Below are 21,240 nucleotides of genomic sequence, written 5' to 3'. Positions count from 1 at the left end.
TCGGTCGAGGTCACCGGCGCCGCCCGAGGACCGGCCGGGCTCCGTGGCCGGCCCTCGGGTGGTGGGCCGTCAGCAGCAGTGGCTGCAGCCCGACCCGCCGCCGTCGCTGGTGCAGCCCGGCGTGCAGTAGGAGATGGACGTGACGGCCGGTCCGGCGACCGACTTCTCCACGCCGATCTCCAGGTCGAGGTCGAACAGGTCCGCGTCGTCGTACTGAGCGGGTCCGTGGGTGCCCATGTGAGGCTCCTTCGTCCGGGAGTTGCGATCCGTGAAGCACGCAACCACGGGCGCGTCGGCGGGCTCAACGGCTTCCTGAAGGGCTGGCAGTAATGGCAGTTCAATGGCAGGACCGCGTTCCCTCATTGGAGGGATCAACCCCGGGAGCGGCTGAACCGCCGCCCCGCGAGCCGCTACGTACGTCGTGTGTGTTCGGACGAAGCCCTGCTGACCGCCGCCGCCCAAGGCGACCAGACCGCCCTGCGGACCCTGTACGACAGGCACGCGGCGGCCATGCTGCGCCTGATCCGCAGACTGACCTCCGAGCCGGCGGTGGCCGAGGAGATCCTTCAGGAGGCCTGGCTCGCGGTGTGGCGGTCCGCGGCCGGCTTCCGGGGCGAGTCCTCGGTCCGCGGCTGGCTGCTGGGGGTGGCGCGGCGCCAGGCGCACAACCAGCTCCGCCGGGCGCGGCCGCAGCTCACCGACCTCGCCGAGGCCGAGCACGTACCGCACCCCGACCCCGGAGTGGAGGAACAGGTCATGCTGGCGGCCGAGCGGACCGAGCTGCGCGCGGCGGTCCGCGCCCTTCCCGAACACCTGCGTGAAGTACTGGGCCTCGTCCTCGTGGACGAACTCGCCTACCCGGAGGTGGCCGCCGTGCTCGGCATCCCGGTGGGCACCGTCAAGAGCCGGATGTCCCACGCACGCAGGCGGCTGGGCAGCATGCTCGCCGCCTCGCGGCTGGAAGGAACGGGACGACGATGAGAGAACACCTCGCCGACGAAGAACTGATCCGGCTGGTGCACGGCGCCCCCGCCGGGCACGGCCCGCGGCACCACCTCGACGGCTGTCCCGGCTGCCGGGCCAGGATGGCGGACTGGCGGGCCATCGGCCGGGCGACCCGCGACCTCGAGACCGCGCCCGACCTGGTCCCGCCCGCCTTCGACGCCCTGCTCGGCGCCCGGCTGACCGCCGGACCCGCGGACGCGCCCGCGCCGGTCCCGTCGGCGCCGCCTCCCCTCCCGCCCGCGCGCCCACCCGCGCCCTGGCGGCTGGCCTGGCAACTGGCCCGCACCGAAGCCGCCCTGCTGCCCCGGCTGTGGGCGCCGCTCAGCGCCTTCGGACTGGTCACGGCCGCGCTCCTGGCGCCGCTGCTGGGCGACGAGCGGCTAGGGCTGCGGTTGTTCGGCGCCGCCTGCGTCCTGCTGGTCCTCTTCGCCTCCCTCGTCGTCGCCTCGCCCCGCCGCGATCCGCGCCGCGAGCTGCACTTCACGCTCCCCGTGTCGCCCGGGACCGTGTTCCTCGCCCGCATGGCCGTCGTCCTCGGTGCCGATCTGGCCCTGGCCGCGGTGTGCTCGGCGCTGGTCGGCGGGCCGGGGTGGTGGCCGGTGGTGACCGACTGGCTCGGCGAGGCCCTGCTCGCCTCGTCGCTCGCCCTCGCCCTCGCGGTGCGCGTCGCCCCGTCCGTCGGAGCGGCGGCGGGCGGATCCCTCTGGCTGCTCGGCGTCCTGACCGGCCCTCAGGGCTTCCTCACCTCCCCCGTCGGCGCCGCCCTCGGCCCCCTGCTGTCCACCACACCGTGGACGCTGGCCGCCTCCGCGCTGCTGCTCACCTGGGCCACGACCGCGATGCGCGGTCACCCGTCCCGCACATGACGCCGCCCGCGGGAACCGGTGCGCCCGGCTCGGAAGACGCCGTGAACCGCCCTGCCTCCCACCGCTACGTACCTGTCGTCCGCCGTCCCCTCGCCCGGGTACCCCCGACCCGGCGAGGGGTCGGCGGAGCCACACCCGTCGCAAGGGAGGACAGCACGCCATGACCGCCGTGCCCTGGAGCTCATGGGCCTACGAGGCCCGGCGCTGCGGCCGTGGCGCGCTGCTGCTGCCGCTGCTCGCCGCGCTCGCGGTCGGGGCGGCGATGGCCACCGGGCCGCACGGCGGCAGCCTGCTGGGCCGGGCCCTGCTCAGCACCGCGCTGCCCGCCGCCACCGCCCTGGCCTGCGGCTCGGTGCTGGCCCGGGAGGCGATGACGGAGCTGCATCTGACGCTGCCGACCGGCTATCCCCGCACCGTGCTGCGCCGGCTGTGCTGGCCCGCCGGGTCGACCGCCGTCGCCGCCGTGGCCCTGGTAGGCGCGCTCACCGCCGCCGACCGCGGCATCAGTCCCGGCACGGTCCTCGTCGAACTGGCCGGGCTGACCGTCCTGCTGACCGGCTGCGCGCTCTGGGCCACCGCGCGGGCCGGCTCCTCCGGCGCCGGAGCGGGCCTGGTCACCGCTGTCTGCCTGGCCAAACTCCTGCTCCTCGACCGGGTCGCCCCGCACGGCGCCCCGCAGGGCGTCGCCGCGGCCCTGGCCGGCGCCGTGCTCATCCTCCTCGCCCTGCGCCTCCTCGCCGACGCGGAACGCTCCGGCGTGCTCACGCACCAACGGGAGGAGGGCGGTTGACGGCGCGCACGGCACACCGCAGGCCCCTCCCGGCGCCCCGACCGCCGGGCAGCCCACCGCCGGACCGGACCCGCACGCGTGGACGCACCGGCACCGCCCCACCGACTCGTCCGACCAACCCTGGAGATCCCATGACCGCGCTGCTGTGGACCATCCGCTACGAGGCGCTGATGGCGGTCAGGCGGCGCGTCGTGTGGGCCGCGGTGCTGCCGCTGGCCGCGCTCACCCTGCTGCTCGCGGTCACCTCGCCCGTGGTCACCGGACCGGCGGACCCGGCCGAGCGGGTCGGCGTCACCGCCGTACTCGTCAACACCTTCTGCACGCTGGGACTGGCGCTCGCCCTGACCGACCGGCTGCGCCGCGGTGTGGAGAGCCACGGGATGCCGGAGCTGCTGGCCGCCACCGCCACCGGCCGGCTGCCCCGCGGCACCGGAGCCCTGCTGGGCCCGCTGCTCGCCGCACTCGCCCCCGTGGCCGCCCTGCTGCTGCTCTACGGCGCGGTGCTGTCCCTCGTCGAGACCAGCGGCAGACCCCTCACGGCGGCGCTGGTCGCTCTTGTCACTGCCGTACTGCCGGCCGCCCTGCTGGCCACCTCCTTCGCCGGCCTGCTCGGCCTGCTCATCCCGGTGTCCGCGGCCCGTGCCGTCGTCGTGGTGGTGTGGCTGTGGGCGACCCACTTCCCGCCCCGCTTCTCCCCGCTGCCCACCGTCACCGGCACGGTGTTCTCCCCGCTCGGCGGCTACCCCCTGGCCGCCTGGGCCGACGCCCCGCGCATCTGGGCGGCGCGCGGCGGCGCCGGACCCCTCCGCCCGGACGTCACCGGAGCCTCCGCCCTGCTGAACCTCGCCCTCGTGCTGCTCACCGCCGCGGTCTGTCACGCCCTCGGCCACCTCGCCGCACGCCCCCGACGACACGGAGCCTGACCGCGATGAACATCACGACGGAGCGACTGACCAAGGTCCACCCCGGCGGGCGGCGTGCCCTGGACGGCGTCGACCTGCACATCGAAGGCGGCACCGTCGGACTGCTCGGCGCGAACGGGGCCGGCAAGACCACCCTGCTGCGCCTCCTGACCGGGGTGCTGCGCCCCACCTCCGGCCGGATCGTGGTCGCCGGCCACGACCTGGCCACCAGCGCCGGCCTGACCGCAGTCAAACGCACCCTCGGCTATCTCCCGCAGGAACTCTCCCTGTACCCGGACCTGACCGCCCGTGAGTTCCTCGACTACATCGCCGTCCTGAAGGGCATCCACGACCGGCGCGAGCGGCGGCGGCAGGTGGAGATCCGGCTCGCCCAGGTCGGCCTGGAGGACCTGCGCCATGAGCGGCTGGGCGGCTTCTCCGGCGGGATGCGGCGGCGGATCGGCATCGCCCAGGCACTGCTCGGCAACCCGAGCGTGCTGATCGTGGACGAGCCCACCGCCGGACTGGACCCGCACGAGCGGATGCGGTTCCGGGCGCTGCTCGCCGCCCTCGGCGGCGACCGCACCGTCCTGCTCTCCACCCACATCCTCGACGACGTCGCCCAGACCTGCCCCGAGGTCGCCGTCCTCACCGCGGGCCGGCTGGTCTTTCACGACAGCACCGCCGCCCTGGTCAGCCAGGCCGCCGGCTGCACCTATCTGCTCCCGGCCGGCACCGCGGCCCCGCCGCCCGGCGCGGACGTGGTCAGCGCGGTCACCACCGCCGCCGGACCGGAGTACCGGGTCGTCGCCTCCACGCCACCGCCCGGAGCCCGACCCGTACAGCCCACCCTCGAGGACGGCTACGCGGCCCTCCTCAAGACCACCGGACCGTCCCCCTCTTCCGAGAGCGAGGTAGCCAGCAGATGACGCACGACGCCGACTGTCCCCCGACCGCCCGGACCCCCGACCTGACCCGGCCCGACGGCGCCCCCACCAGAGCGCGGTCCGGACCGCCCGGCCTGGCGGCCGTCGTCCTCGCCGTCTGCTGTCTGCTCACCGCCTGCGGCGGCAGCGGCAACTCCCAACCCGCCACCACCGATCCGGAGCCGCTGCCCAGCCCCACCTCCACCACACAGCGGATCAGCGAGAAGAACCTCGGCTACACCTGGCCGCTCACCGTCGACCACGGCACCGCCGAGTGCCGGGGCGACAACCAGGCCGTCTTCACCGCGCCCGACGGCACGACGTACGCGCTCAACGACCGGGCGCGCGACGCCGGATACCGCAGCATCGAGCCGCTGCGGGCCAAGGGGGACGACGGTGATCCGATCAGCCTCGGATCGCTGCTGACCAAGACACTCAAACTCTGCAAGGCCGCCGGCTGACCACCGCGGCCCGCACACCGCGCCGCCGTGACCGCGAGCGGCGCGGTTCCTGCTACGACCTCGCCGGACCAGCCGCCATGGTCCGGCATCGCGTATCACGGGGGATCACCGCTTTGCCGCAGCTCATCGTTACCAGCCGCCTCCATGTCCTCGCCCACACCGGGCTCGAGACGCCCTGCTCGACGCCGGGGACGCCGCTCAGTGCCCTGCTGGCGAGCCTCGACCGGGTCGACTTCGTCGACGACATCCAGCTCGCCGCGCCCGGCGAACCCCGGCTGCCCGTGCTCATGCCGGTCTTCAGCGAACTCCAGGCGGACCGGCTGCGGGCGCTGCGCGTCCGGCACCCGACGGCCCTGCTGGTCGCCGTCACCGACGACGTCTGCGGGCGGCTCACCTACCACGCCATGCGCGCCGGGGCGAACTTCGTCTTCAACCTCGCCATCACCGACGAACGGCAGATCGATCTGCTGCTGGCCCAGTTGAGAGCCCATCGCCCGCCGGGGGCTCGCCGCGCCGAGACACGGCTGTGCGCCCTGCCGGACGGCGCGTTATCCGCACCCGTCGTACCCGCCGCATCCCCAGCGGCACCCGCCGTCCCGGCCGGCTACGACGCGGATCTGCTGCGGATGCTCTGTTCCTCGGCGACGGTGTCCGAGATCGCCCGGCGCACCTACTGCTCCGAGCGCTCGATGTACCGCCGCATTCGCAAGCTGTACAACGCGTTCGGCGTCTCCGGCCGCAGCGAACTGCACGCCCGCGCGGCGGAGCTGGGGCTGATCGACGACGGAGGGGGGCCGGGGGCGCATATCCGCAGGGCGGGGTGACGCCACGGGGGCGGCGCGCGAAGGAGAGGGGCCGGAGGAAGCGTGCGGTGTGGGCCGGAGCCCGGTGACCACACCGCCGACACCCCTTGGGCACGGCACGCCCGATCGCCCGCCCCCAAGGCACGGCACTCCCGACCGCCCCGCCCCCAAGGCACGGCACGCCCGACCGCCCCGCCCCTCAGCGGATCCCCGCGTCCGCCGTCTCCACCAGGCGGAAGAAGCCCGCCTCCACATCGCCGTCGACGGCGAGCCCGTCCACGGTGCCCTCGTAGCGGGTGCGGCCGGCGACCAGGACCTGGACGCGGTCGCAGACCTGGGCGACCTCGGCGAGCTGATGACTGGCGATGAGGACGGCGACCTGCTGGTCGGCGAGCGAGCGGATGATGCCGCGCATCTCGCGGATGCCGACCGGGTCCAGGCCGTTCGTCGGTTCGTCGAGGACGATCAGCCGGGGCCGGGCCAGCAGGGCGACCGCGATACCGAGCCGCCAGCGCATACCGAGGGAGTACGTCCGGACCTTGCGCGCCCGGGCCCCGGTCATGCCGACCAGCTCCAGCGCCGGGTCGATCCAGTCGAACGGCACCCCGCGCAGCCGCGCGTGGACGCGCAGGGTCTCGTCGGCGGTGAGCTGCGGCCACAGGCCGGGCACCTCGATGAGCGCCCCGACCTCGGCGAGGCTGTCCCGGCCCACCGGCCGGCCGTGGATCTCGATCGTGCCCGACGTGGGCCGCTGGAGGCCGAGCAGGGCCTTCATCAGCGTCGTCTTGCCCGCGCCGTTCGGCCCGAGCAGGCCGTAGACCTCACCGGTCCCGACCGTGAGATCGACCCCGTCGAGGGCGCGGTGGGCGCCGTAGTGCTTGTGCAGATCGCGGATGAGCAGGGCGTGCGCCGCCTGCGCCTGGGACATCTCAGATCTCCTTACGGATCATGTGGAGCCGACCCACGAGGAGGAGGACGACGGTCAGGCCCGCGGCGAGCATCAGGGCCACCGGGATCGCCCCCGGGTCGGTGACGGGGCTGTCCTTCGGCAGCGGCACGCCGTTCGGCCCGATGCCGGCCAGGGGCAGCACCACCCGCATCGGCCAGGCGAACGGCACCAGGTACCAGAACGTCTTGTCCGACACCAGCGCCCCGCACAGCAGCCCCGCCACCCCACAGCCGATGCTGGGCCCCATGCCCCACACGATGGCCACCAGCGTCGCCATCGCCGTCATGGACAGGCCCACCAGCCAGGGCAGATACACCGCCGCGACGACCGTGCCGAGGGCGCCCGGGAACCGGCCGCTCAGCATGGCGCCCAGCGAGAGCATGACCAGCAGGACGGTCGAGGAGACGAAGCCGAGCACGCCCAGCGCGGCGACCTTCCCGAAGAAATACCGGCCGCGCGGGACGCCGTAGGAGAACAGGAGCCGCCAGGCGTCCTGGTCCGCGCGGACCGAGAGCGCGGCGGCGAGGCCGGCCGTCATCGGAACCAGGACGCCCCAGAACTCCAGGGTCACGTTCCGGAACACCTCGAAGGTCTGGCCGGCCTTCGCCTCGGAGGAGCCGAGCGCGCCGAGGAACAGCGGAACGGTGATGATCACCGGGGCCAGCAGGTGATACCAGGCGAGGAAGCCCCGGCGGAGCCGGACCAGCTCCGTGCCGGTCACGGTGACCAGGGAGGGATTGTCGCGGACCGGCCCGGGGCGGTCGCGCTCCGCCGCACGGGCGGCGGCTGTCGTGTCGTGTCGCATGCCCGGTACGTAGCCGGACCGACCGACCCGGTTCACGCCTCCCGGGACAGCAGGGGTTCGACCCGTTCGTACGCCGCCCAGTCACGGAAGTGCCGGGTGTACAGATCGGCGTCCTTGGCGAGGTCGGTGTCCTCGGCCTCCTTGACGTCGACGACCGCTTTCAGCCGCCAGGTGACCGTCTGCCCCTGGTCGTTGAGGTAGCTGGTCTCCGCGTCCCGCGCCCGCCGCTCGACCCGCGCGCGGGCGGACGCCTCGTCGGGCGCGTGCACCAGGACGAAGTTCTCCTGGTACAGAGGGCCCTCGGCGGAGCCCGCCTCCGCCGTGGTCGCCTCCATCACCACCAGGGCGACGAAGGGCAGGTCGGTCGGCTGGTCGATGCCGTGTCGGTCGGTCACGCTCGCTCCCGTGTGTCGCCGTATGTCGCCTTGTCCACTTGTCCACTTGTCGACGACTTGTCGTCTGCTCGTCTGCCGGTCTGCTCGCCTACGCGTCGTCTACTTGTCGAAACGGCGGTCGTTCAGCAGCTTCCACGCCTTCACGTCGTCGCGGTCGCCCCGCACCTTTCCCTCGTAGATCTGGCCGAGCGTGCGTGACAGGCGGTCGCTGGGGAACTCCCGGCGGATCGAGCCCTTCTTGCAGCGGGAGATGAACTTGGCAGCCACCTCGTCGAGATTGTCCCCCGCGCGACAGCTGGGGGCGGCCATCGCCACGGCCTCGGCGGCCGCCGGGGCCGCGACGGCTTCGGGAACCAGCAGACCGCCGAGCGACAGGGTGAGCGCGGCGGAGACCAGAACACGGCGCAGTGCCTTCATCCGAATCCTCCCATTGGAACGGTCGTCCCAGGACGGGGTGTCCCGGACGGTCGTCACAGGACGGATTCGAACCTTCCACCCCGGGCGCCGGCGCGGTGCGGATGGCAGGGAGGTTGGCAGTCCGATGGCAGTGCGCTGCCAGGGAGCGTGTCAGGCGCGCGTCAGGCGCGTGCGTCGCCCTCCTGCGCGCGCTCCGCGTCACGCTTCTTCAGCCGGGCCGCCTCCTTGCGGACCTCGGCCTGGGTGGCGCGCTCCTTCTCCAGCCACTCGGGCTGCTCCTGCTTCAGCGCCTCGATCTGCTCGCTGGTGAGCGCCTCGGTGACCCCGCCGCGGGCCAGGCCGGCGATGGAGACGCCGAGCTTCGCCGCGACCACCGGCCGGGGGTGCGGACCGTTGCGTCGCAGTTCCCGCAGCCACTCCGGCGGGTTCGCCTGGAGTTCGTTCAGCTCGGCGCGCGTGACGACGCCCTCCTGGAACTCGGCGGGGGTGGCGGGGAGGTACACACCCAGCTTCTTCGCCGCGGTCGCGGGCTTCATGGTCTGGGTGCTCTGGTGCGACTTCATGCCGTCCAGACTATCGGCCGCCGACGAGCCGTCCGACCACAGCCAGTACCGACCGCCGGCGGTCCCGACCACAGCCGGTAACCTGGCGGGATGACCGACTCGGCGGATTCCCCCTCCTTCCGGCTCGCGTACGTCCCCGGAGTGACGCCCGCCAAGTGGGTGCGGGTCTGGGAGCAGCGCTCGCCCGACGTCCCTCTCACGCTCCTCCAGGTGCCGCCCGCCGAGGCCTCCGACGTTTTGCGGGACGGTCGCGCGGACGCGGGCCTCGTCCGCCTCCCCGTCGACCGTACGGTCCTCAGCGCGATCCCCCTCTACACCGAGACCACCGTCGTCGTGGTCCCCAAGGACCACGTGATCACCGCGGCGGACGAGATCACCCTCGACGACCTCGCCGACGAGGTGGTCCTGCACCCCCTCGACGACGTCCTCGGCTGGGACCGGCCGCCGGGCGAACCCGCCTTCGAGCGCCCCGCCACCACGGCCGACGCGATCGAGCTGGTCGCGGCGAACATCGGCGTCCTGGTAGTGCCGCAGTCGCTGGCCCGGCTGCACCACCGCCGCGACCTCACCTACCGGCCGGTCACGGACGCCCCCCAGTCGAGCGTCGCCCTCTCCTGGCCGGAGGACGCCACCACCGACCTGGTCGAGGACTTCATCGGCATCGTCCGCGGCCGTACGGTCAACAGCACCCGCGGCCGCACCCGCCCGCAGTCCGAGAAGGACGCGCAGGAGGGCACGGCCCGGCGCAAGCCCGCGGCCGGGGCCCGCGCCGCCGGCGACAGCCCGCGCGGCGGCCGGTCCGGCAGCGCTGCCAAGAGCGGCGGTGCCAAGAGTGGCGGCGCCAGGAGCGGTGTGGCGAAGAGCGGTGCGGCCAAGAGCGGCGGAGCCAGAGGTGCCGCCGCCAAGGGCGGGGCAGCCAGAGGGGGCGGCGCGAAGGGTGCCCCGAAGGGCGCTCGCCGGGGCAAGCCGCGCCGCCGGTCGTAGCCGACGACCGGGCCGTCCCCCGGGCCCGACGACCGGGCCGCCCCCCGGACCCGCCCGGGGCATCGCCCCCGTTAGGACACGTACGACGCCTTCGCCGCCGTAGCGACGATCCTGTCGCCGTCGGCCCTGCTCAGCAGCCCCGCCGCGACCCACGCGTCCACCGTGGCCCCCACCCGCGCGACCAGCGCTCCCTTCCCCGCGAACGGCGCCCCCGCCCAGACCTCGTCGAGCAGCGTCGTGCCGTCCGCCTTCGCCGGGTTGGCCACGCCGGAGTCGGTGCCGCCGAAGACCACACGCGGTTCGGAGCGCCGGACGTAGGCGTGGGTCGGGTCCTCGGTGCCCTCGAAGAACGGGGCGAACTCCGTGCCGTCGAGGGTGTAGTGGAGCGGCTTCCCGGTCACCGCCGTGAACGTGGGCAGCAGATCGCCGGAGAGGGCGGCGTTGCGGTACAGGCCGAACTCCAGATAGCTCGTCGAGGAGTTGCGGGCGACCAGGTTGACGGGTCCGTAGAACAGGGTCTGCAGGGACGGGTCGTCCAGGGCCTTCTCGACGCGCAGCCGGAAGGGGATGCTCACCCGCACGGTGTCGCCGCTGCGCCAGGTGCGGCGGACGGTGAAGTAGCTGCCGGGCTTCGGGGTGCCGTCCACGGTGCGGCCGTTGACGGTCACGCGGAATCCGGCGGTCGCCCAGGACGGCACCCGCAGCTTCAGCGTGAACGCGGTGGTGCGGCCGCGCACGGTGAGCGTGGTGCCCTGTTCGCGCGGGTAGTCGGTGGTCTGCGTGACGGTGACGCCCTGCTCGGCCCAGGTCAGGGTGGAGGGGCTGTAGAGGTTGACGTAGAGGGCGCTGCCGTCGGCCTGGGCGAAGTACACCGAGTCCTGGTACTTGGTGGCGCTCTCCATGCCGGTGCCCTCGCAGCAGGTGGTGCCCTGCTTGGGGGTGTAGTCGCGGACATGGCCGGGCGTGAGCCCGATGAAGTACGTGACGAGTGGCTTCTCCGCGTCCGGCTTGTCCTGCTTGGAGCCGAGGACCTGGTTGTAGAGGGCCCGCTCGTAGTAGTCCATGTACTTCGGGTCCTGTTCGTGGAAGAACAGGGTCCGGCTGAGCTTCAGCATGTTGTACGCGCAGCAGGTCTCGGCGGTGGTGGCGCCGATCGTGCCCGCGATGACGTCCCGGGCCTTCCAGAACTCGCCCGTGCTGGTGCCGCCGATGCCGTACATGCGGTGCGGTACGACCATGCCCCAGAAGTTCTTCGCGGCGGTGAGGTAGCGCTCCTCTCCCGTGGCGTCGTACAGCCGGACGTATCCGGTGAAGATCGGGATGTGCTGGTTGGCGTGCAGCCCGTCGAGGATGTCGGTGTTCGCGGCGCAGGCGTCGATGAGCCGGTCGAGGTCGAACAGCCGGGCCAGCGCGAGGTGTTCGGCCTTGCCGGTGAGCGCGTGCAGGTCGACGATCGCCTCGACGATGCCGCCGAACTCGCCGCTGGAGAAGATCCCCCACATGCGCTGGAGTGTGGCGTCGGGCAGCTTGGACAGCCGGGAGTACATCCAGTCGCACAGGCCGGACGCGAGGTCGAGGGCCCGGTCGTCGTCGGTGGCGAGGTAGGCGTCGAGCAGGCCGCGCAGGATCTTGTGCGCGGTGTAGTAGGGCGCCCAGACCTTGGTGTAGTCGGGGGTGGTTCTCGATTCCAGGTCGATGAACTGCGTCTCCGGGTACGCCGCCAGGAACCCGGGGTGGCTCGGCCCGCCCCAGGTCCGGCGCAGCGTCGCGGTCAGGCCGCGGCCGGAGGCGTCGGCGAAGGTGGATCCCTCGGTCTCGTCGAAGGCGTACGAGGCCAGGTCGCCGCGTCCGGCCGGGGCGTCGGCGGGGCGGCTGTCCTGGAGGCCGGTGATCTCGGCGGCGGTCAGGGCGCGTGACCAGACGTCGAAGCCGGCGAAGGCGCCCGCGAAGACGGGGTCGGCGGAGAAGTGGGAGCGGCCCAGCCAGGCGTGGGCCGGAGTGCCGAGGCTCGCCGGGGTGAGGGTCATCGCGGTGTTGCGGGCCACGGCGGTGCCGTTGACGTAGAGCGTGCCCGTGCCGTCCGCGATGGTCACGGCGAGGTGGCTCCACTGGTTCAGGGGAAGAGGCGCGGTGCCGTTCATGCCCTGTTCCGCGCCGGGGCCGCCGGTGGTGAGGGCGAAGCGCGGGACGCCACCGCCGTTGCGGGCGGCCAGGTACAGGTAACGGGTGGTGTCGTCGCCGAAGTCGAAGACGCGGGCCCAGGTGCTGTCGTGGGTGGGCTTGACCCAGGCCGCGAGGGTGATGGCCGGGCTTGCGGCCAGGACGCCGGAGGGCAGGTCTATGTACTGGTAGGAGCCTCGTATGTTGTCCGCCGCCCCGCCGAATCTGCCCTCCGCGGGCAGCACCACCGGGTCCCGGCGCAGCGCCTCGCGGACCTCGACGAGGGCGCCGACCATGGTGCGGATCTTCTCCGCGTACGCCTGGTCGCCGGTGCCCGCGTAGGCCTGGGACAGCATGGTGAGGAAGTGGCCGGTGTAGTGGCCGCGCAGATTGCCGTTGGCCTCCCCGTCCAGGCCCTCCCAGCCGCCGGGGGCGACCGCGCCGCCGGTGGACAGCCCGGCGTTGGCGCGGAAGACCTGGAGCAGCCGGTTCACGTCGTAGCCGCGCGCGTGGTCGAGCATCAGCTGCCGCTTGGCGGCGAAGACGCCGTTCCCGAGGGCCACGTCCTTGAGGTGGAAGGGGCGCAGTCGCCAGGCGGCCGGTGGCGGGAGGGTGGCGGCGGAGGCCGTGGCCGTCGTCGTGGTGGCGGCGAGGCCGGGAGCGGCCGCGGCGAGGATCGCCGTCTGGAGAAGGGTCCGGCGGGAGAGGGGCGGTGCCATGTGCTGCTCCTCTGCGAAGTGATCAGCGGGGTTGCGAAGTGGTCAGTTGGTCAGCTCAGTTGGTCGATATTTCGAACGGCATTCGGCTTGTCGACCAGAAGGTAGAGGTGGGGCAGGAGTGCGTCAACGGTCCCGACCGATTCGGCCGGGACCGGAGGGTCAGGACGCCGGAACCGCGCGGGTGAGCCAGTCGTACGCCGCCCGTGCCGTGAACTCCGGCTGACCGCCGCGGAACAGCAGGCCGGCCGTGGCGAACCGGGGATCGTGGGCCTGGTCGGCGACGTACGGTACGGCGATGCAGCGCATGCCGGCCGCGTGCGCGGCGGCGGCGCCCGGGGCGGCGTCCTCCAGGACCACGCAGTCGGCCGGGGCCACGCCGAGCCGGCGGGCGGCCTCCAGGAAGACGTCGGGGGCGGGCTTGCCGTGCGGGACCTCGTCGGCGGAGACGGTCGTGCGCAGGAAGGTGTCCAGGCCGGTGGCGGCCAGGATCGCCGCGATGGCCTCGGGCGACGAGCCGGACGCCACGGCCGTCGGGACGCCCTCCGAGGCGAGCAGCTCCACGAACTTCCGCATCTCGGGGTAGGTGGGCGTCGCGGCGCGGGCCAGCTCCAGATAGCGGCGGTTCTTGGCGGCGAACAGCTCCTCCGTGGGTGCGCTCAGGTCGTACCGCCGCTTCCAGTCGGCGATGGTGTCCAGGGTGCTGATGCCGACGTACCGCTCGTGGTCCGCCCAGCTGTAGTCCGGGACGCCGTGCTCGGCGAGGATCTGCCGGCCCGCTTCGTAGTAGTTCGGCTCGCTGTCCACGAGCGTTCCGTCGAGATCGAAGATGACCGAGATGCCGCCGAGAGTGTTCATGGAATCAGGATGCCAAGGCGGATCTTCGGATCAGGATGCCCAGGGTCGATCTTCGGCCCGTCGAGCGGGAGCGGTGAGCCCCGGCTCAGGTCTTCGCCGCGCGCCCGATCGACTCCACCAGCGGCAGCAGCCGGTGCGGCACGCGTTCGCGGAGGGCCACCTCCGTGCGGGTGCGGACGACCCCGGGGAGGCTGATCAGCTTCTGGATCACATCCTCCAGGTGAGCGTTGTCGCGGGCCACGACGCGGGTGAGCAGGTCGCCGCCGCCGGTGATCGAGAAGGCCTCGACGATCTCCGGTACGCCGGCCAGCGCGTCGCCCACGTCGTCGAGGTGGCCCTGAGTGACCTCGATGTGGACGAAGGCGAGCACCGGATGACCGAGGGCGGCGGGGGAGAGCGTCGGGCCCGTGCCGGTGATCACACCGTCCCGCTCCAGCCGGTCGAGCCGGGCCTGGAGCGTGCCGCGGGCGACTCCGAGGATCCGGGCGTACTCCCGCACGCTCGTACGCGGCTGCTCCAGCAGCAGCCGCAGGATGCGGGTGTCCAGTTCGTCCACGGCCATGGTGCGCGGCCTCCTCCTCGGATGATCTTGAATGACTGTACCAATGGCCCAGGACGCCGACCGTCGGCTGAACCACTCGCCATGGTCCGATGGCCCGGTGCCGGACGCATCCCGAGCCTCAGCGTTGAGCCAATGGCACAGTGGTGACCGGGGCACTTGAGCCACTGGCGGCAGGGATGCTGTCATGGGGAGGTCGATGGCGCTGCGGATCCCGCGGCGCCTTTTTCATGCCGATCAGCTTCAGGGGGCGGTAAGCAGTGCTGAAGAGGGTGTTCGTGGCTCCGGACCCGGGGCGGACGCGGCTGCGGTTCGCGACGCGCGCGGTCCTCGGTGTCGGCCTGGCGGTCGTCGTCTGCGGACTCGCCGGCCACTCCCTCGTCGGCGCCGTCACCGGCGGCCTCGCCGCGCTGCTCGCCCTGTTCACCGTCACGGACGCCACCGTGCGCGGCCAGGCGGTCACCACGGCGCTGCTGCCCGCGGTCGGCCTGCCGGTGCTCACCGTCGCGGCCGAGGTGCACGACCAGCCCGTGCTCCGCGACCTCTTCTTCCTCGCCGTGGTCGGCGCGGGCGTCTACGCCCGCCGCTGGGGCCCGCGCGGACACAGCCTCGGCGTGTTCGCCTTCATGACCTACTTCATCGCGCAGTTCCTCCAGGCGACCCCGCGCCACCTGCCCGAGCTCTACGCGGCCGTCCTGCTCTCCGTGCTGAGCGCGGCGGCGGTGCGGTTCGGCCTGTGGTGCTACGAGCGCCGGCAGCCCCCGGCGCCCGCGGTCGCCCCGCCGGACGGCACCGGTCTCGCCCGGATCACCACCCGCCAGGCGGTCCAGGCGACCGCCGGCGCGGGCTTCGCGCTGGTCGTGGGCCAGCTGGTGTCCGGAGAGCGCTGGTACTGGGCCGTCGGCGCGACCTGGTGGATCTTCGTGAACACCACCTCGCGCGGCGAGACCCTGGTCCGCGGCTTCCGGCGGGTCCTCGGCACGGTGCTCGGCATCGGCCTCGGCCTGCTGGTCGCGATCCCGCTGCAGGGCGCCGCCGTGCCCTCGGCCGCCCTGGTCGCCGTCTGTGTCTTCGGCATCTTCTACACGGCCGCGGTCTCCTACACCTGGATGATGCTCTGCGTCACCCTGCTCGCCGAGCTGCTCTACGGCCTCCTCGGCCTGCTGGACCCCGCCCTGCTCGCGCTGCGCCTCGCCGAGACGGGTGTCGGCGCGCTGGGCGCCGTCCTCGCGGTGCTCTTCGTGCTGCCCGTCACCACCCACACGGTCACCGACGCCTGGATCCAGCGCGCCCTGCGCTCGGTGCACGCCTGCACCGCCGAGGCCGCCGCGCGGCTCGCCGGCGACCCGGCCGCCGACCCCGCCCCGCGCGTGGCCGACCTGGAGCAGCTGCTCGCCCGCGTCCGGCTCGCGGTCGCCCCGCTGGTGCATCCGCTGAACCCGATGCTCGGCCGCAAGCGGCGCGCCCGCCGGGTGCTCGCCCTGCTCGACGACTGCGCCCGAGAGGTCCGCGGGCTGGTTGCCGTCGCCGCCGACCCGGAGGCCTCCCATGACGCCCGGCTCGCCGCCGCCTGCTGGCGCGTGCAGGCCGCGGTGGAGGCGCTGACGGGCGGTCCGGCCGAACGCGAGCTCACCGGCCTGGCACCGCAGCCGTCGGCCGCGGAACCGGCGCTCGCCCATCTGCACGGCCTGGAGCGCGCGCTCGCCGAGCTGGCGACTCCGCTGCGGACGCCGTCCGGGTCGCCGCTCGTCGGCGCGTGAAGCGGCGGTCGCATGACGTTCGGCCGTTTGGTCTAGACCTTCACTGATCCGCTGCTACCGTCACCTGCGACAGCCCAGAAGGCGAGAGGGGACAGCGGTGGCGAACGGCGGACCGCGGCGGCGGGCGTTCATCGGGTCGTTCACGGCGGCGGGCGGCCCCGGGTTGGTGACGGCGGCCGTCGATCCGGACACCGGCGCCCTCACGCTCCTCGACAGCGCCGACGATCTGCCCGACCCCTCCTACCTGGCCCTGGCGCCCGACGGGCGCACGCTGTACGCGGTCAGCGAGACGGCCGAGGGCGCGGTGGCCGCGTACCGCGTGGACGGCACGGTTCCGAAACCCGCCGGGCCGCCGGTACCCGTCGGCGGCGGACCCACCCACCTCAGCGTGCACGCCGGACACGTCCTCACCGCCGACTACGGATCCGGCAGCGTCACCGTGGTACCGCTGCGCGCCGACGGCACACTCGCCTCCGCCGCGTCCGGAACCCTCCGGCACACCGGCTCGGGACCGTTCGCACCCCGCCAGCGGGGCCCGCACGCCCATCAGGTGCGGCCCGACCCCAGCGGGCGGTGGATCCTCAGCGTCGACCTCGGCACCGACTCCGTGCGCGTGTGCACCCTCGAGGACGGCGCTCTCGTCCCGCACCGCGAGACCGCCCTGCGGCCCGGCTCCGGCCCGCGCCACCTGGCCTTCCATACGGACGGCGGGCACGCCTACGTCGTCAACGAACTCAGCCCCACCGTGACCGTCTGCCGCTGGCACGCCGAGGACGGGGTGCTGCGCCCGCTCGCCGAGACGCCGGTGCTGCCCGGCGCACCGGCCGGTGACGCCTACCCGTCCGGCCTCGTCGTCTCGCCCGACGGCCGGTTCGTATGGACCGCCACCCGCGGCGAGGACGTGCTCTCCGTGTTCACCGTCGAGGGCGAGACCCTGCGGCCGGCCGGCACGGTGCCCTGCGGCGGCCACTGGCCCCGTGCCCTCGCCGCGTCGGACGGCTTCCTGTACGTCGCGAACGAGCGCTCCGGGGACGTCACCTGGTTCGCCGTCGACCCGGGGACGGGGTGGCCGCGGCGCGCCGGGGCGGTCGCGGTGACGGCGGCGTCCTGCGTGGTGTTCGACTGAGCGCCCGCCGGCGCGATGTGCGAAGGGCCCGCTCCGGGTGCGGAGCGGGCCCTTGTCGTCGTACGGCGATACCGGCCGGGTCAGCGGACCGGTGCGCCCTGTGCCTGCTGCGGGGCGATGCCCAGGGCCGTCGTGTACTTGGCCAGGGCGAGCTTGCCGATCGCCGGGTACGGGCCCAGCGCCTCGGAGGCGGAGCAGCCGGCCTCGGCGGCGGCCGCCTCGATCAGCGCGGCGTCGATCTCCGGGCCGATCAGGTACGGCGCCAGCGCCAGCTGCTGCGAGCCGGAGGAGCGCAGCTGCTCGGCCACGGAGGCGATCGAGCCCTCCTGGTCGAGCGCCGCCGCCATCACCGGCACGGCGAGCCGCGCGGCCAGCAGCATGCCGGTGATCCCGGCGGCCTGCACGGCCTCCTCGCCGCCGACGGAGGCCAGGATGATGCCGTCCGCGGCGGTCGCCACGGTGAACAGCCGGGCACGGTCGGCGCGGGCCAGACCGGCCTCGGACAGCCGGACGTGCAGCGCCTCGGCGAGCAGCGGGTGCGGGCCGAGCACATCGGTCAGCTCGGCGGCGACCCGGCTGTCCATCACGGCCTGGCGGACCTGGCGCAGCAGCGCGGCGTCCGGACCGGCCAGCAGGGGCACCACGACGGCGACGGGGCCCTCGGGCTCCTTGGCCTCCACGCCCGCGGCGAGCGCCTGCTCGTAGCGGGCGGTGCGCTCGTCGGCAGCGTGCGCCAGCACGGCCTGGAGCGTGGGGAACTCGGTGTCGTCCCCGTCGACGTACCCGATCCGGGCGTCGAGGCCGGGCAGCTCGGAGCGGGCGATGCTCACGATCTCCTCGGCGAGGCCGCGGGTGGCGGCGCTGGGCGTGCCGGGCACCGCGAGGACGAGCGCGGGCGCGCCCTCGGGAGCCGCCAGGGGCTCGGGTCGGCGGTGCCGCCCGGGCTGGCGGGGGCGCGGCATTCGTACTGGCAGGCCGGACGCGGGCCCAGTGGGGGAGCTCATGGCGCCGCATGTTACTGGCTTCCGTGGCTCCCCTGTTCGGGGAGGGTGCAGGTGAGCGGTATCCGTCCGGTTTTGTCTGATGAGTTACGCGGAAATCAGAACTGATCAGCGGGTTTTCCTCGCGGCGGGCCCCGAGGAGCCATGCCGGAGTGGCCGGATCCGTGCGGCCGGATCACCCCTCCCGAGAGGTCACGCAGAGCATCTTCTCGTCCCTCGGAAGGGTGAGCGTGCCCGTCGCCAGCGCGGTGGCGATCCGGACCGCACCGTGCAGGGGATCGCCTTCGGCCGGCACACAGCGGGCGTGCGGCAGCCGGTGCGCCAGTTCCTCCCGCACCGGGGCGAGCAGCGGCTCGCCCATCTTGAACAGCCCTCCGGTGAGGCCCACTTCCGGCGTGCTTCGCTCGGGACAGACCGCTGCCGCCGAGTCGGCCATGTGCCGGGCCGCCGCCCGCAGGATGTCCGCGGCGACGGGGTCGCTGCCGGCGCAGGCCGCCACTTGGGGCGCGAAGGAGGCGAGCACGGCGGGGCGGTCCGTCCGCGGATACAGCACGCCGGGGAGCCCGGGCAGCGGGCCGAACTGCTCCTGGGCGCAAGCCAGCAGCCGGGCCGAGCCGCACTCCCGCCCGTCGTGCGCCCGCAGCGCGGCCTCCAGCCCCGCGCGGCCGATCCACGCACCGCTGCCGCAGTCGCCGAGCAGATGGCCCCAGCCGTCCGCCCGCCGCCATCCGGTCAGATCCGTGCCGATCGCGATCAGACCCGTGCCGGCGGCGATCACGGCGCCGGGCCGCGGGCCGAGCGCGCCGACGTACGCGGTGACGGCGTCGGCGGCGAGGGCGACCCGGCGGATCCCGAACTCCCGCCGCAGGGCGTCCGGCAGTTCGGCGCGCAGCGCGTCGCCCAGGGTGCCGAAGCCGGCGGCGCCGACGACCGCGGCGCCCAACTCCGTCCTGTCGGCCTCGGCCGTCAACGCCCGGACCAGGGGCACCAGTTGTTCCATCAGATGCCCGGCGTCGATCCCCCGCGCACCGGTCCGCACCGGGACCCGCGACTCCCGCTGTCCGAGCGGCCCGGAGCCCGGCGTCCCGACGACGACCCGGAGCCCGGAGCCGCCCGAGTCGACGGCGAGGAACCCGGCGGAGCCGGCCTCGCCCGTCACGGCAGGCGCCAGTCCACCGGTTGGCCGCCCTGACGGATCAGCAGGTCGTTGGCGCGGCTGAACGGACGCGAGCCGAAGAAGCCGCGGTCCGCCGACATGGGGGAGGGATGCGCGGACTCCACCGACGGCAGGTCGCCGAGAAGCGGGCGGAGGTTGCGGGCGTCCCGGCCCCACAGGATGGACACCAGCGGCTTGCCGCGGGCGGCCAGCGCGCGGATGGCCTGCTCGGTGACCTCCTCCCAGCCCTTGCCGCGGTGCGCTCCCGGCTTGCGGGGAGCCGTGGTGAGCGCCCTGTTGAGCAGCAGCACCCCCTGCTGGGTCCACGGCGTCAGATCGCCGTTCGACGGCTGGGGGATCCCCAGGTCGGTGTGGAGTTCGCGGAAGATGTTGATCAGGCTGCCGGGCAGCGGCCGCACCTCCGGGGCGACGGAGAACGACAGACCCACCGCGTGCCCCGGGGTCGGATAAGGGTCCTGTCCGACGATCAGGACCCTCACCTCGTCGAAGGGCTGCTGGAAGGCCCGCAGGACGTTCTGTCCGGCCGGAAGATAGGTGCGTCCCGCGGCGATCTCCGCGCGCAGGAAGTCGCCCATCTCGGCGATCCTTCCGGCGACGGGTTCGAGGGCCTTCGCCCAGCCCGGTTCGACGATTTCATGCAACGGTCGTGGTGCCACGGGCGTCACCCTACTGCCGTACGGCAGCAGGCGATCAACCGGTGGCCAAGGCCCCTAGGCCGTGTCCGCAAAGTCCCGCCTGCCCCGCGACGCCTGGCACGTGCTCTCGCCGCACCGAGCGAAAGCCCAAGTACGTCCAGTACGAGGGCTTCCGCCCGGCACGCCGAGAGCACGCACCAGACGCCGCGGGGCCCGCCCTCCGGGCGGACGACGGGACTTTGCGGACACGACCTAGGCCCGGACGGCCGTCCCCGGCTCATCCGACCACCGCCGCCCGCACGCACAGCACGTCCGGCAGCCGCGAGGCCAACTGCCGCCAGCTGTCGCCGTCGTCGGCCGACGCGTACACCTCACCGGTGCGGTTGCCGAAGTAGACGCCCGCCGGGTCGGCGTCGTCCGTGCACATGGCGTCGCGCAGCACCGTGCCGTAGTGGTCCCCCTGCGGCAGGCCCGCCGTCAGCGGCTCCCAGGTCTTGCCCGCGTCCGCGGTGCGGAACACCCGGCAGCGCCGGTCGGCGGGCACGCGGTCGGAGTCCGCGGTGATCGGGAAGACGTACGCCGTGTCCCCGCGGTGCGGATGGGCCACGGCGGCGAAGCCGAACGTGGACGGCAGGCCCTCCCCGATGTCGGTCCAGTGCACGCCCGCGTCGTCGCTGCGGTACACCCCCCAGTGGTTCTGGAGATACAGCCGGTCCGGGTTGGCCGCGTCCCGGGCGATCTTGTGGACGCACTGGCCGAACTCCGGGTTCGGGTCGGGCAGGAACACCGCGGAGACACCGGAGTTGGAAGGGACCCAGGCGGCGCCGCCGTCGGTGGTGCGGAAGACCCCGGCGGCCGACACGGCGACGGTCACCCACCGTGGGTCGCGGTGGTCGGTCAGGACGGTGTGCAGGCACTCCCCGCCGAAACCCGGCATCCACCGGGACCGCGTCGGGTGCTCCCACAGGGGGCGGACGAGGGTGAAGCTCTCCCCGCGGTCCTCCGAGCGGTACAGCGCTGCCGGTTGGGTGCCCGCGTAGACCACGTCCGGCTCGGCCGCCGCCGGGTGCAGCTGCCACACCCGCTCCAGCGAAGCCTCGGTGTCCGGCGGGAACTTGACGGCCGGCCGCGCCGGCTCGGTCCAGGTGCGGCCGAGGTCGTCGGAGTGGAAGACGGAGGGGCCCCAGTGCGCGCTGTCGCCACCGGCCAGCAGCCGTGGGGTCGAGCCGCGGGTGTCGATGGCGACCGAGTACACGGCCTGCGCGTTGAAGTAGGGATTCTCGTCGAACTGCCAGGCGCCACCGCGCCGGCGCCCGATGAACAGGCCTTTGCGCGTGCCCACGGCGAGCAGTACCTCGGTCATGCCGATCACCTCCGCTGTG

At 73.7% G+C, this 21,240-nt stretch carries 23 protein-coding genes; 10 read left to right on the top strand and 13 right to left on the bottom strand.

Features of this window, described 5'->3' with window-relative positions:
* Positions 1-69 precede the first annotated feature (69 nt).
* A complete protein-coding gene (locus ACZ42A_RS34650; protein WP_468531297.1) occupies positions 70-237 on the bottom strand; it encodes a gallidermin/nisin family lantibiotic in 168 nt (55 codons plus the stop codon).
* A gap of 186 nt (positions 238-423) precedes the next feature.
* Between ACZ42A_RS34650 and ACZ42A_RS34645 the strand changes: the two genes are divergently transcribed.
* The 7 genes from ACZ42A_RS34645 to ACZ42A_RS34615 all read left to right on the top strand — a co-directional run bounded on the left by ACZ42A_RS34645 (position 424) and on the right by ACZ42A_RS34615 (position 5,774).
* Positions 424-981: an RNA polymerase sigma factor gene (locus ACZ42A_RS34645; protein WP_468531296.1), complete on the top strand. Its 558-nt coding sequence runs from the start codon at positions 424-426 to the stop codon at positions 979-981.
* The gene (locus ACZ42A_RS34640; protein WP_468531295.1) at positions 978-1,871 is read left to right on the top strand and encodes a hypothetical protein; all 894 of its coding nucleotides are present in this window, start codon (positions 978-980) and stop codon (positions 1,869-1,871) included. Before ACZ42A_RS34645 ends, ACZ42A_RS34640 begins: the two co-directional genes overlap by 4 nt.
* A gap of 160 nt (positions 1,872-2,031) precedes the next feature.
* Positions 2,032-2,661 (top strand): hypothetical protein, encoded by a 630-nt coding sequence (locus ACZ42A_RS34635; protein WP_468531294.1) that lies wholly within the window; start codon positions 2,032-2,034, stop codon positions 2,659-2,661.
* A 131-nt stretch (positions 2,662-2,792) separates the two neighbouring features.
* Positions 2,793-3,584, top strand: coding sequence for a hypothetical protein (locus tag ACZ42A_RS34630; protein WP_468531293.1), 792 nt, complete (start codon positions 2,793-2,795; stop codon positions 3,582-3,584).
* Positions 3,585-3,589: 5 nt separating this feature from the next.
* Complete coding sequence (locus ACZ42A_RS34625) at positions 3,590-4,492, top strand: ATP-binding cassette domain-containing protein (RefSeq protein WP_468531292.1); 903 nt, start codon at positions 3,590-3,592, stop codon at positions 4,490-4,492.
* Entirely contained in the window at positions 4,489-4,950 is a 462-nt protein-coding gene (locus ACZ42A_RS34620) for a DUF2511 domain-containing protein (protein ID WP_468531291.1), read from the top strand. The genes ACZ42A_RS34625 and ACZ42A_RS34620 overlap by 4 nt, the downstream gene beginning before the upstream one ends.
* Positions 4,951-5,063: 113 nt before the next feature.
* A complete protein-coding gene (locus tag ACZ42A_RS34615; RefSeq protein WP_468531290.1) occupies positions 5,064-5,774 on the top strand; it encodes a helix-turn-helix transcriptional regulator in 711 nt (236 codons plus the stop codon).
* Positions 5,775-5,952: 178 nt separating this feature from the next.
* Here ACZ42A_RS34615 and ACZ42A_RS34610 read toward each other — a convergent pair whose 3' ends face one another.
* From ACZ42A_RS34610 to ACZ42A_RS34590, 5 genes are all read right to left on the bottom strand, one after another.
* A complete protein-coding gene (locus ACZ42A_RS34610) occupies positions 5,953-6,681 on the bottom strand; it encodes an ABC transporter ATP-binding protein (protein ID WP_468531289.1) in 729 nt (242 codons plus the stop codon).
* Position 6,682: 1 nt separating this feature from the next.
* Positions 6,683-7,507, bottom strand: coding sequence for a lantibiotic immunity ABC transporter MutE/EpiE family permease subunit (locus tag ACZ42A_RS34605; protein WP_468531288.1), 825 nt, complete (start codon positions 7,505-7,507; stop codon positions 6,683-6,685).
* 32 nt (positions 7,508-7,539) lie between these two features.
* Positions 7,540-7,902: a DUF4288 domain-containing protein gene (locus tag ACZ42A_RS34600; protein WP_468531287.1), complete on the bottom strand. Its 363-nt coding sequence runs from the start codon at positions 7,900-7,902 to the stop codon at positions 7,540-7,542.
* Positions 7,903-8,001: 99 nt separating this feature from the next.
* The gene (locus ACZ42A_RS34595; RefSeq protein ID WP_468531286.1) at positions 8,002-8,319 is read right to left on the bottom strand and encodes a hypothetical protein; all 318 of its coding nucleotides are present in this window, start codon (positions 8,317-8,319) and stop codon (positions 8,002-8,004) included.
* Positions 8,320-8,480: 161 nt separating this feature from the next.
* Entirely contained in the window at positions 8,481-8,882 is a 402-nt protein-coding gene (locus tag ACZ42A_RS34590; protein ID WP_468531285.1) for a DUF5997 family protein, read from the bottom strand.
* A 90-nt stretch (positions 8,883-8,972) separates the two neighbouring features.
* Here ACZ42A_RS34590 and ACZ42A_RS34585 point away from each other — a divergent pair, with 90 nt between their 5' ends.
* Positions 8,973-9,866, top strand: a complete 894-nt coding sequence (locus ACZ42A_RS34585; RefSeq protein ID WP_468531284.1) for a LysR family substrate-binding domain-containing protein — start codon at positions 8,973-8,975, stop codon at positions 9,864-9,866.
* A 71-nt stretch (positions 9,867-9,937) separates the two neighbouring features.
* Here the strand turns inward: ACZ42A_RS34585 and ACZ42A_RS34580 are convergent, their stop codons facing one another.
* From ACZ42A_RS34580 to ACZ42A_RS34570, 3 genes are all read right to left on the bottom strand, one after another.
* Positions 9,938-12,745, bottom strand: coding sequence for a beta-L-arabinofuranosidase domain-containing protein (locus ACZ42A_RS34580; protein WP_468531283.1), 2,808 nt, complete (start codon positions 12,743-12,745; stop codon positions 9,938-9,940).
* A gap of 159 nt (positions 12,746-12,904) precedes the next feature.
* Positions 12,905-13,600: an HAD family hydrolase gene (locus ACZ42A_RS34575; protein ID WP_468531282.1), complete on the bottom strand. Its 696-nt coding sequence runs from the start codon at positions 13,598-13,600 to the stop codon at positions 12,905-12,907.
* 85 nt (positions 13,601-13,685) lie between these two features.
* Positions 13,686-14,162 (bottom strand): Lrp/AsnC family transcriptional regulator, encoded by a 477-nt coding sequence (locus ACZ42A_RS34570; protein ID WP_468531281.1) that lies wholly within the window; start codon positions 14,160-14,162, stop codon positions 13,686-13,688.
* Positions 14,163-14,419: 257 nt separating this feature from the next.
* On the opposite strand from ACZ42A_RS34570, the gene ACZ42A_RS34565 reads away from it, so the two are divergent.
* Both ACZ42A_RS34565 and ACZ42A_RS34560 read left to right on the top strand, forming a co-directional pair.
* On the top strand, positions 14,420-15,919 hold the full coding sequence (locus ACZ42A_RS34565; RefSeq protein ID WP_468531280.1) for an FUSC family protein: 1,500 nt from the start codon (positions 14,420-14,422) through the stop codon (positions 15,917-15,919).
* Between the two features lie 97 nt (positions 15,920-16,016).
* Entirely contained in the window at positions 16,017-17,045 is a 1,029-nt protein-coding gene (locus ACZ42A_RS34560) for a lactonase family protein (RefSeq protein WP_468531279.1), read from the top strand.
* 80 nt (positions 17,046-17,125) lie between these two features.
* Here the strand turns inward: ACZ42A_RS34560 and ACZ42A_RS34555 are convergent, their stop codons facing one another.
* The 4 genes from ACZ42A_RS34555 to ACZ42A_RS34540 form a co-directional block, all read right to left on the bottom strand.
* A complete protein-coding gene (locus tag ACZ42A_RS34555) occupies positions 17,126-18,049 on the bottom strand; it encodes a sirohydrochlorin chelatase (protein WP_468531278.1) in 924 nt (307 codons plus the stop codon).
* A 172-nt stretch (positions 18,050-18,221) separates the two neighbouring features.
* Positions 18,222-19,205 (bottom strand): N-acetylglucosamine kinase, encoded by a 984-nt coding sequence (locus tag ACZ42A_RS34550; protein ID WP_468531277.1) that lies wholly within the window; start codon positions 19,203-19,205, stop codon positions 18,222-18,224.
* A complete protein-coding gene (locus ACZ42A_RS34545; RefSeq protein WP_468531276.1) occupies positions 19,202-19,879 on the bottom strand; it encodes a uracil-DNA glycosylase in 678 nt (225 codons plus the stop codon). The genes ACZ42A_RS34550 and ACZ42A_RS34545 overlap by 4 nt, the downstream gene beginning before the upstream one ends.
* Positions 19,880-20,135: 256 nt before the next feature.
* Positions 20,136-21,221, bottom strand: coding sequence for a WD40/YVTN/BNR-like repeat-containing protein (locus tag ACZ42A_RS34540; RefSeq protein WP_468531275.1), 1,086 nt, complete (start codon positions 21,219-21,221; stop codon positions 20,136-20,138).
* Between the last annotated feature and the right edge of the window lie 19 nt (positions 21,222-21,240).

The sequence above is a fragment of the Streptomyces sp. NPDC030838 genome (assembly GCF_055572035.1).
The sequence above is the reverse complement of the archived record's forward strand: the minus strand, read 5'-3'. Positions and strand labels throughout refer to the sequence as shown.

Bases quoted from the DNA above. Each gene is read 5' to 3' on its own strand.
- ACZ42A_RS34570 (WP_468531281.1), bottom strand. From the start codon at position 14,162: ATGGCCGTGGACGAACTGGACACCCGCATCCTGCGGCTGCTGCTGGAG.
- ACZ42A_RS34630 (WP_468531293.1), top strand. From the start codon at position 2,793: ATGACCGCGCTGCTGTGGACCATCCGCTACGAGGCGCTGATGGCGGTC.
- ACZ42A_RS34610 (WP_468531289.1), bottom strand. From the start codon at position 6,681: ATGTCCCAGGCGCAGGCGGCGCACGCCCTGCTCATCCGCGATCTGCAC.
- ACZ42A_RS34650 (WP_468531297.1), bottom strand. From the start codon at position 237: ATGGGCACCCACGGACCCGCTCAGTACGACGACGCGGACCTGTTCGAC.
- ACZ42A_RS34575 (WP_468531282.1), bottom strand. From the start codon at position 13,600: ATGAACACTCTCGGCGGCATCTCGGTCATCTTCGATCTCGACGGAACG.
- ACZ42A_RS34590 (WP_468531285.1), bottom strand. From the start codon at position 8,882: ATGAAGTCGCACCAGAGCACCCAGACCATGAAGCCCGCGACCGCGGCG.
- ACZ42A_RS34595 (WP_468531286.1), bottom strand. From the start codon at position 8,319: ATGAAGGCACTGCGCCGTGTTCTGGTCTCCGCCGCGCTCACCCTGTCG.
- ACZ42A_RS34635 (WP_468531294.1), top strand. From the start codon at position 2,032: ATGACCGCCGTGCCCTGGAGCTCATGGGCCTACGAGGCCCGGCGCTGC.
- ACZ42A_RS34585 (WP_468531284.1), top strand. From the start codon at position 8,973: ATGACCGACTCGGCGGATTCCCCCTCCTTCCGGCTCGCGTACGTCCCC.
- ACZ42A_RS34640 (WP_468531295.1), top strand. From the start codon at position 978: ATGAGAGAACACCTCGCCGACGAAGAACTGATCCGGCTGGTGCACGGC.
- ACZ42A_RS34625 (WP_468531292.1), top strand. From the start codon at position 3,590: ATGAACATCACGACGGAGCGACTGACCAAGGTCCACCCCGGCGGGCGG.
- ACZ42A_RS34605 (WP_468531288.1), bottom strand. From the start codon at position 7,507: ATGCGACACGACACGACAGCCGCCGCCCGTGCGGCGGAGCGCGACCGC.
- ACZ42A_RS34580 (WP_468531283.1), bottom strand. From the start codon at position 12,745: ATGGCACCGCCCCTCTCCCGCCGGACCCTTCTCCAGACGGCGATCCTC.
- ACZ42A_RS34620 (WP_468531291.1), top strand. From the start codon at position 4,489: ATGACGCACGACGCCGACTGTCCCCCGACCGCCCGGACCCCCGACCTG.
- ACZ42A_RS34540 (WP_468531275.1), bottom strand. From the start codon at position 21,221: ATGACCGAGGTACTGCTCGCCGTGGGCACGCGCAAAGGCCTGTTCATC.
- ACZ42A_RS34555 (WP_468531278.1), bottom strand. From the start codon at position 18,049: ATGAGCTCCCCCACTGGGCCCGCGTCCGGCCTGCCAGTACGAATGCCG.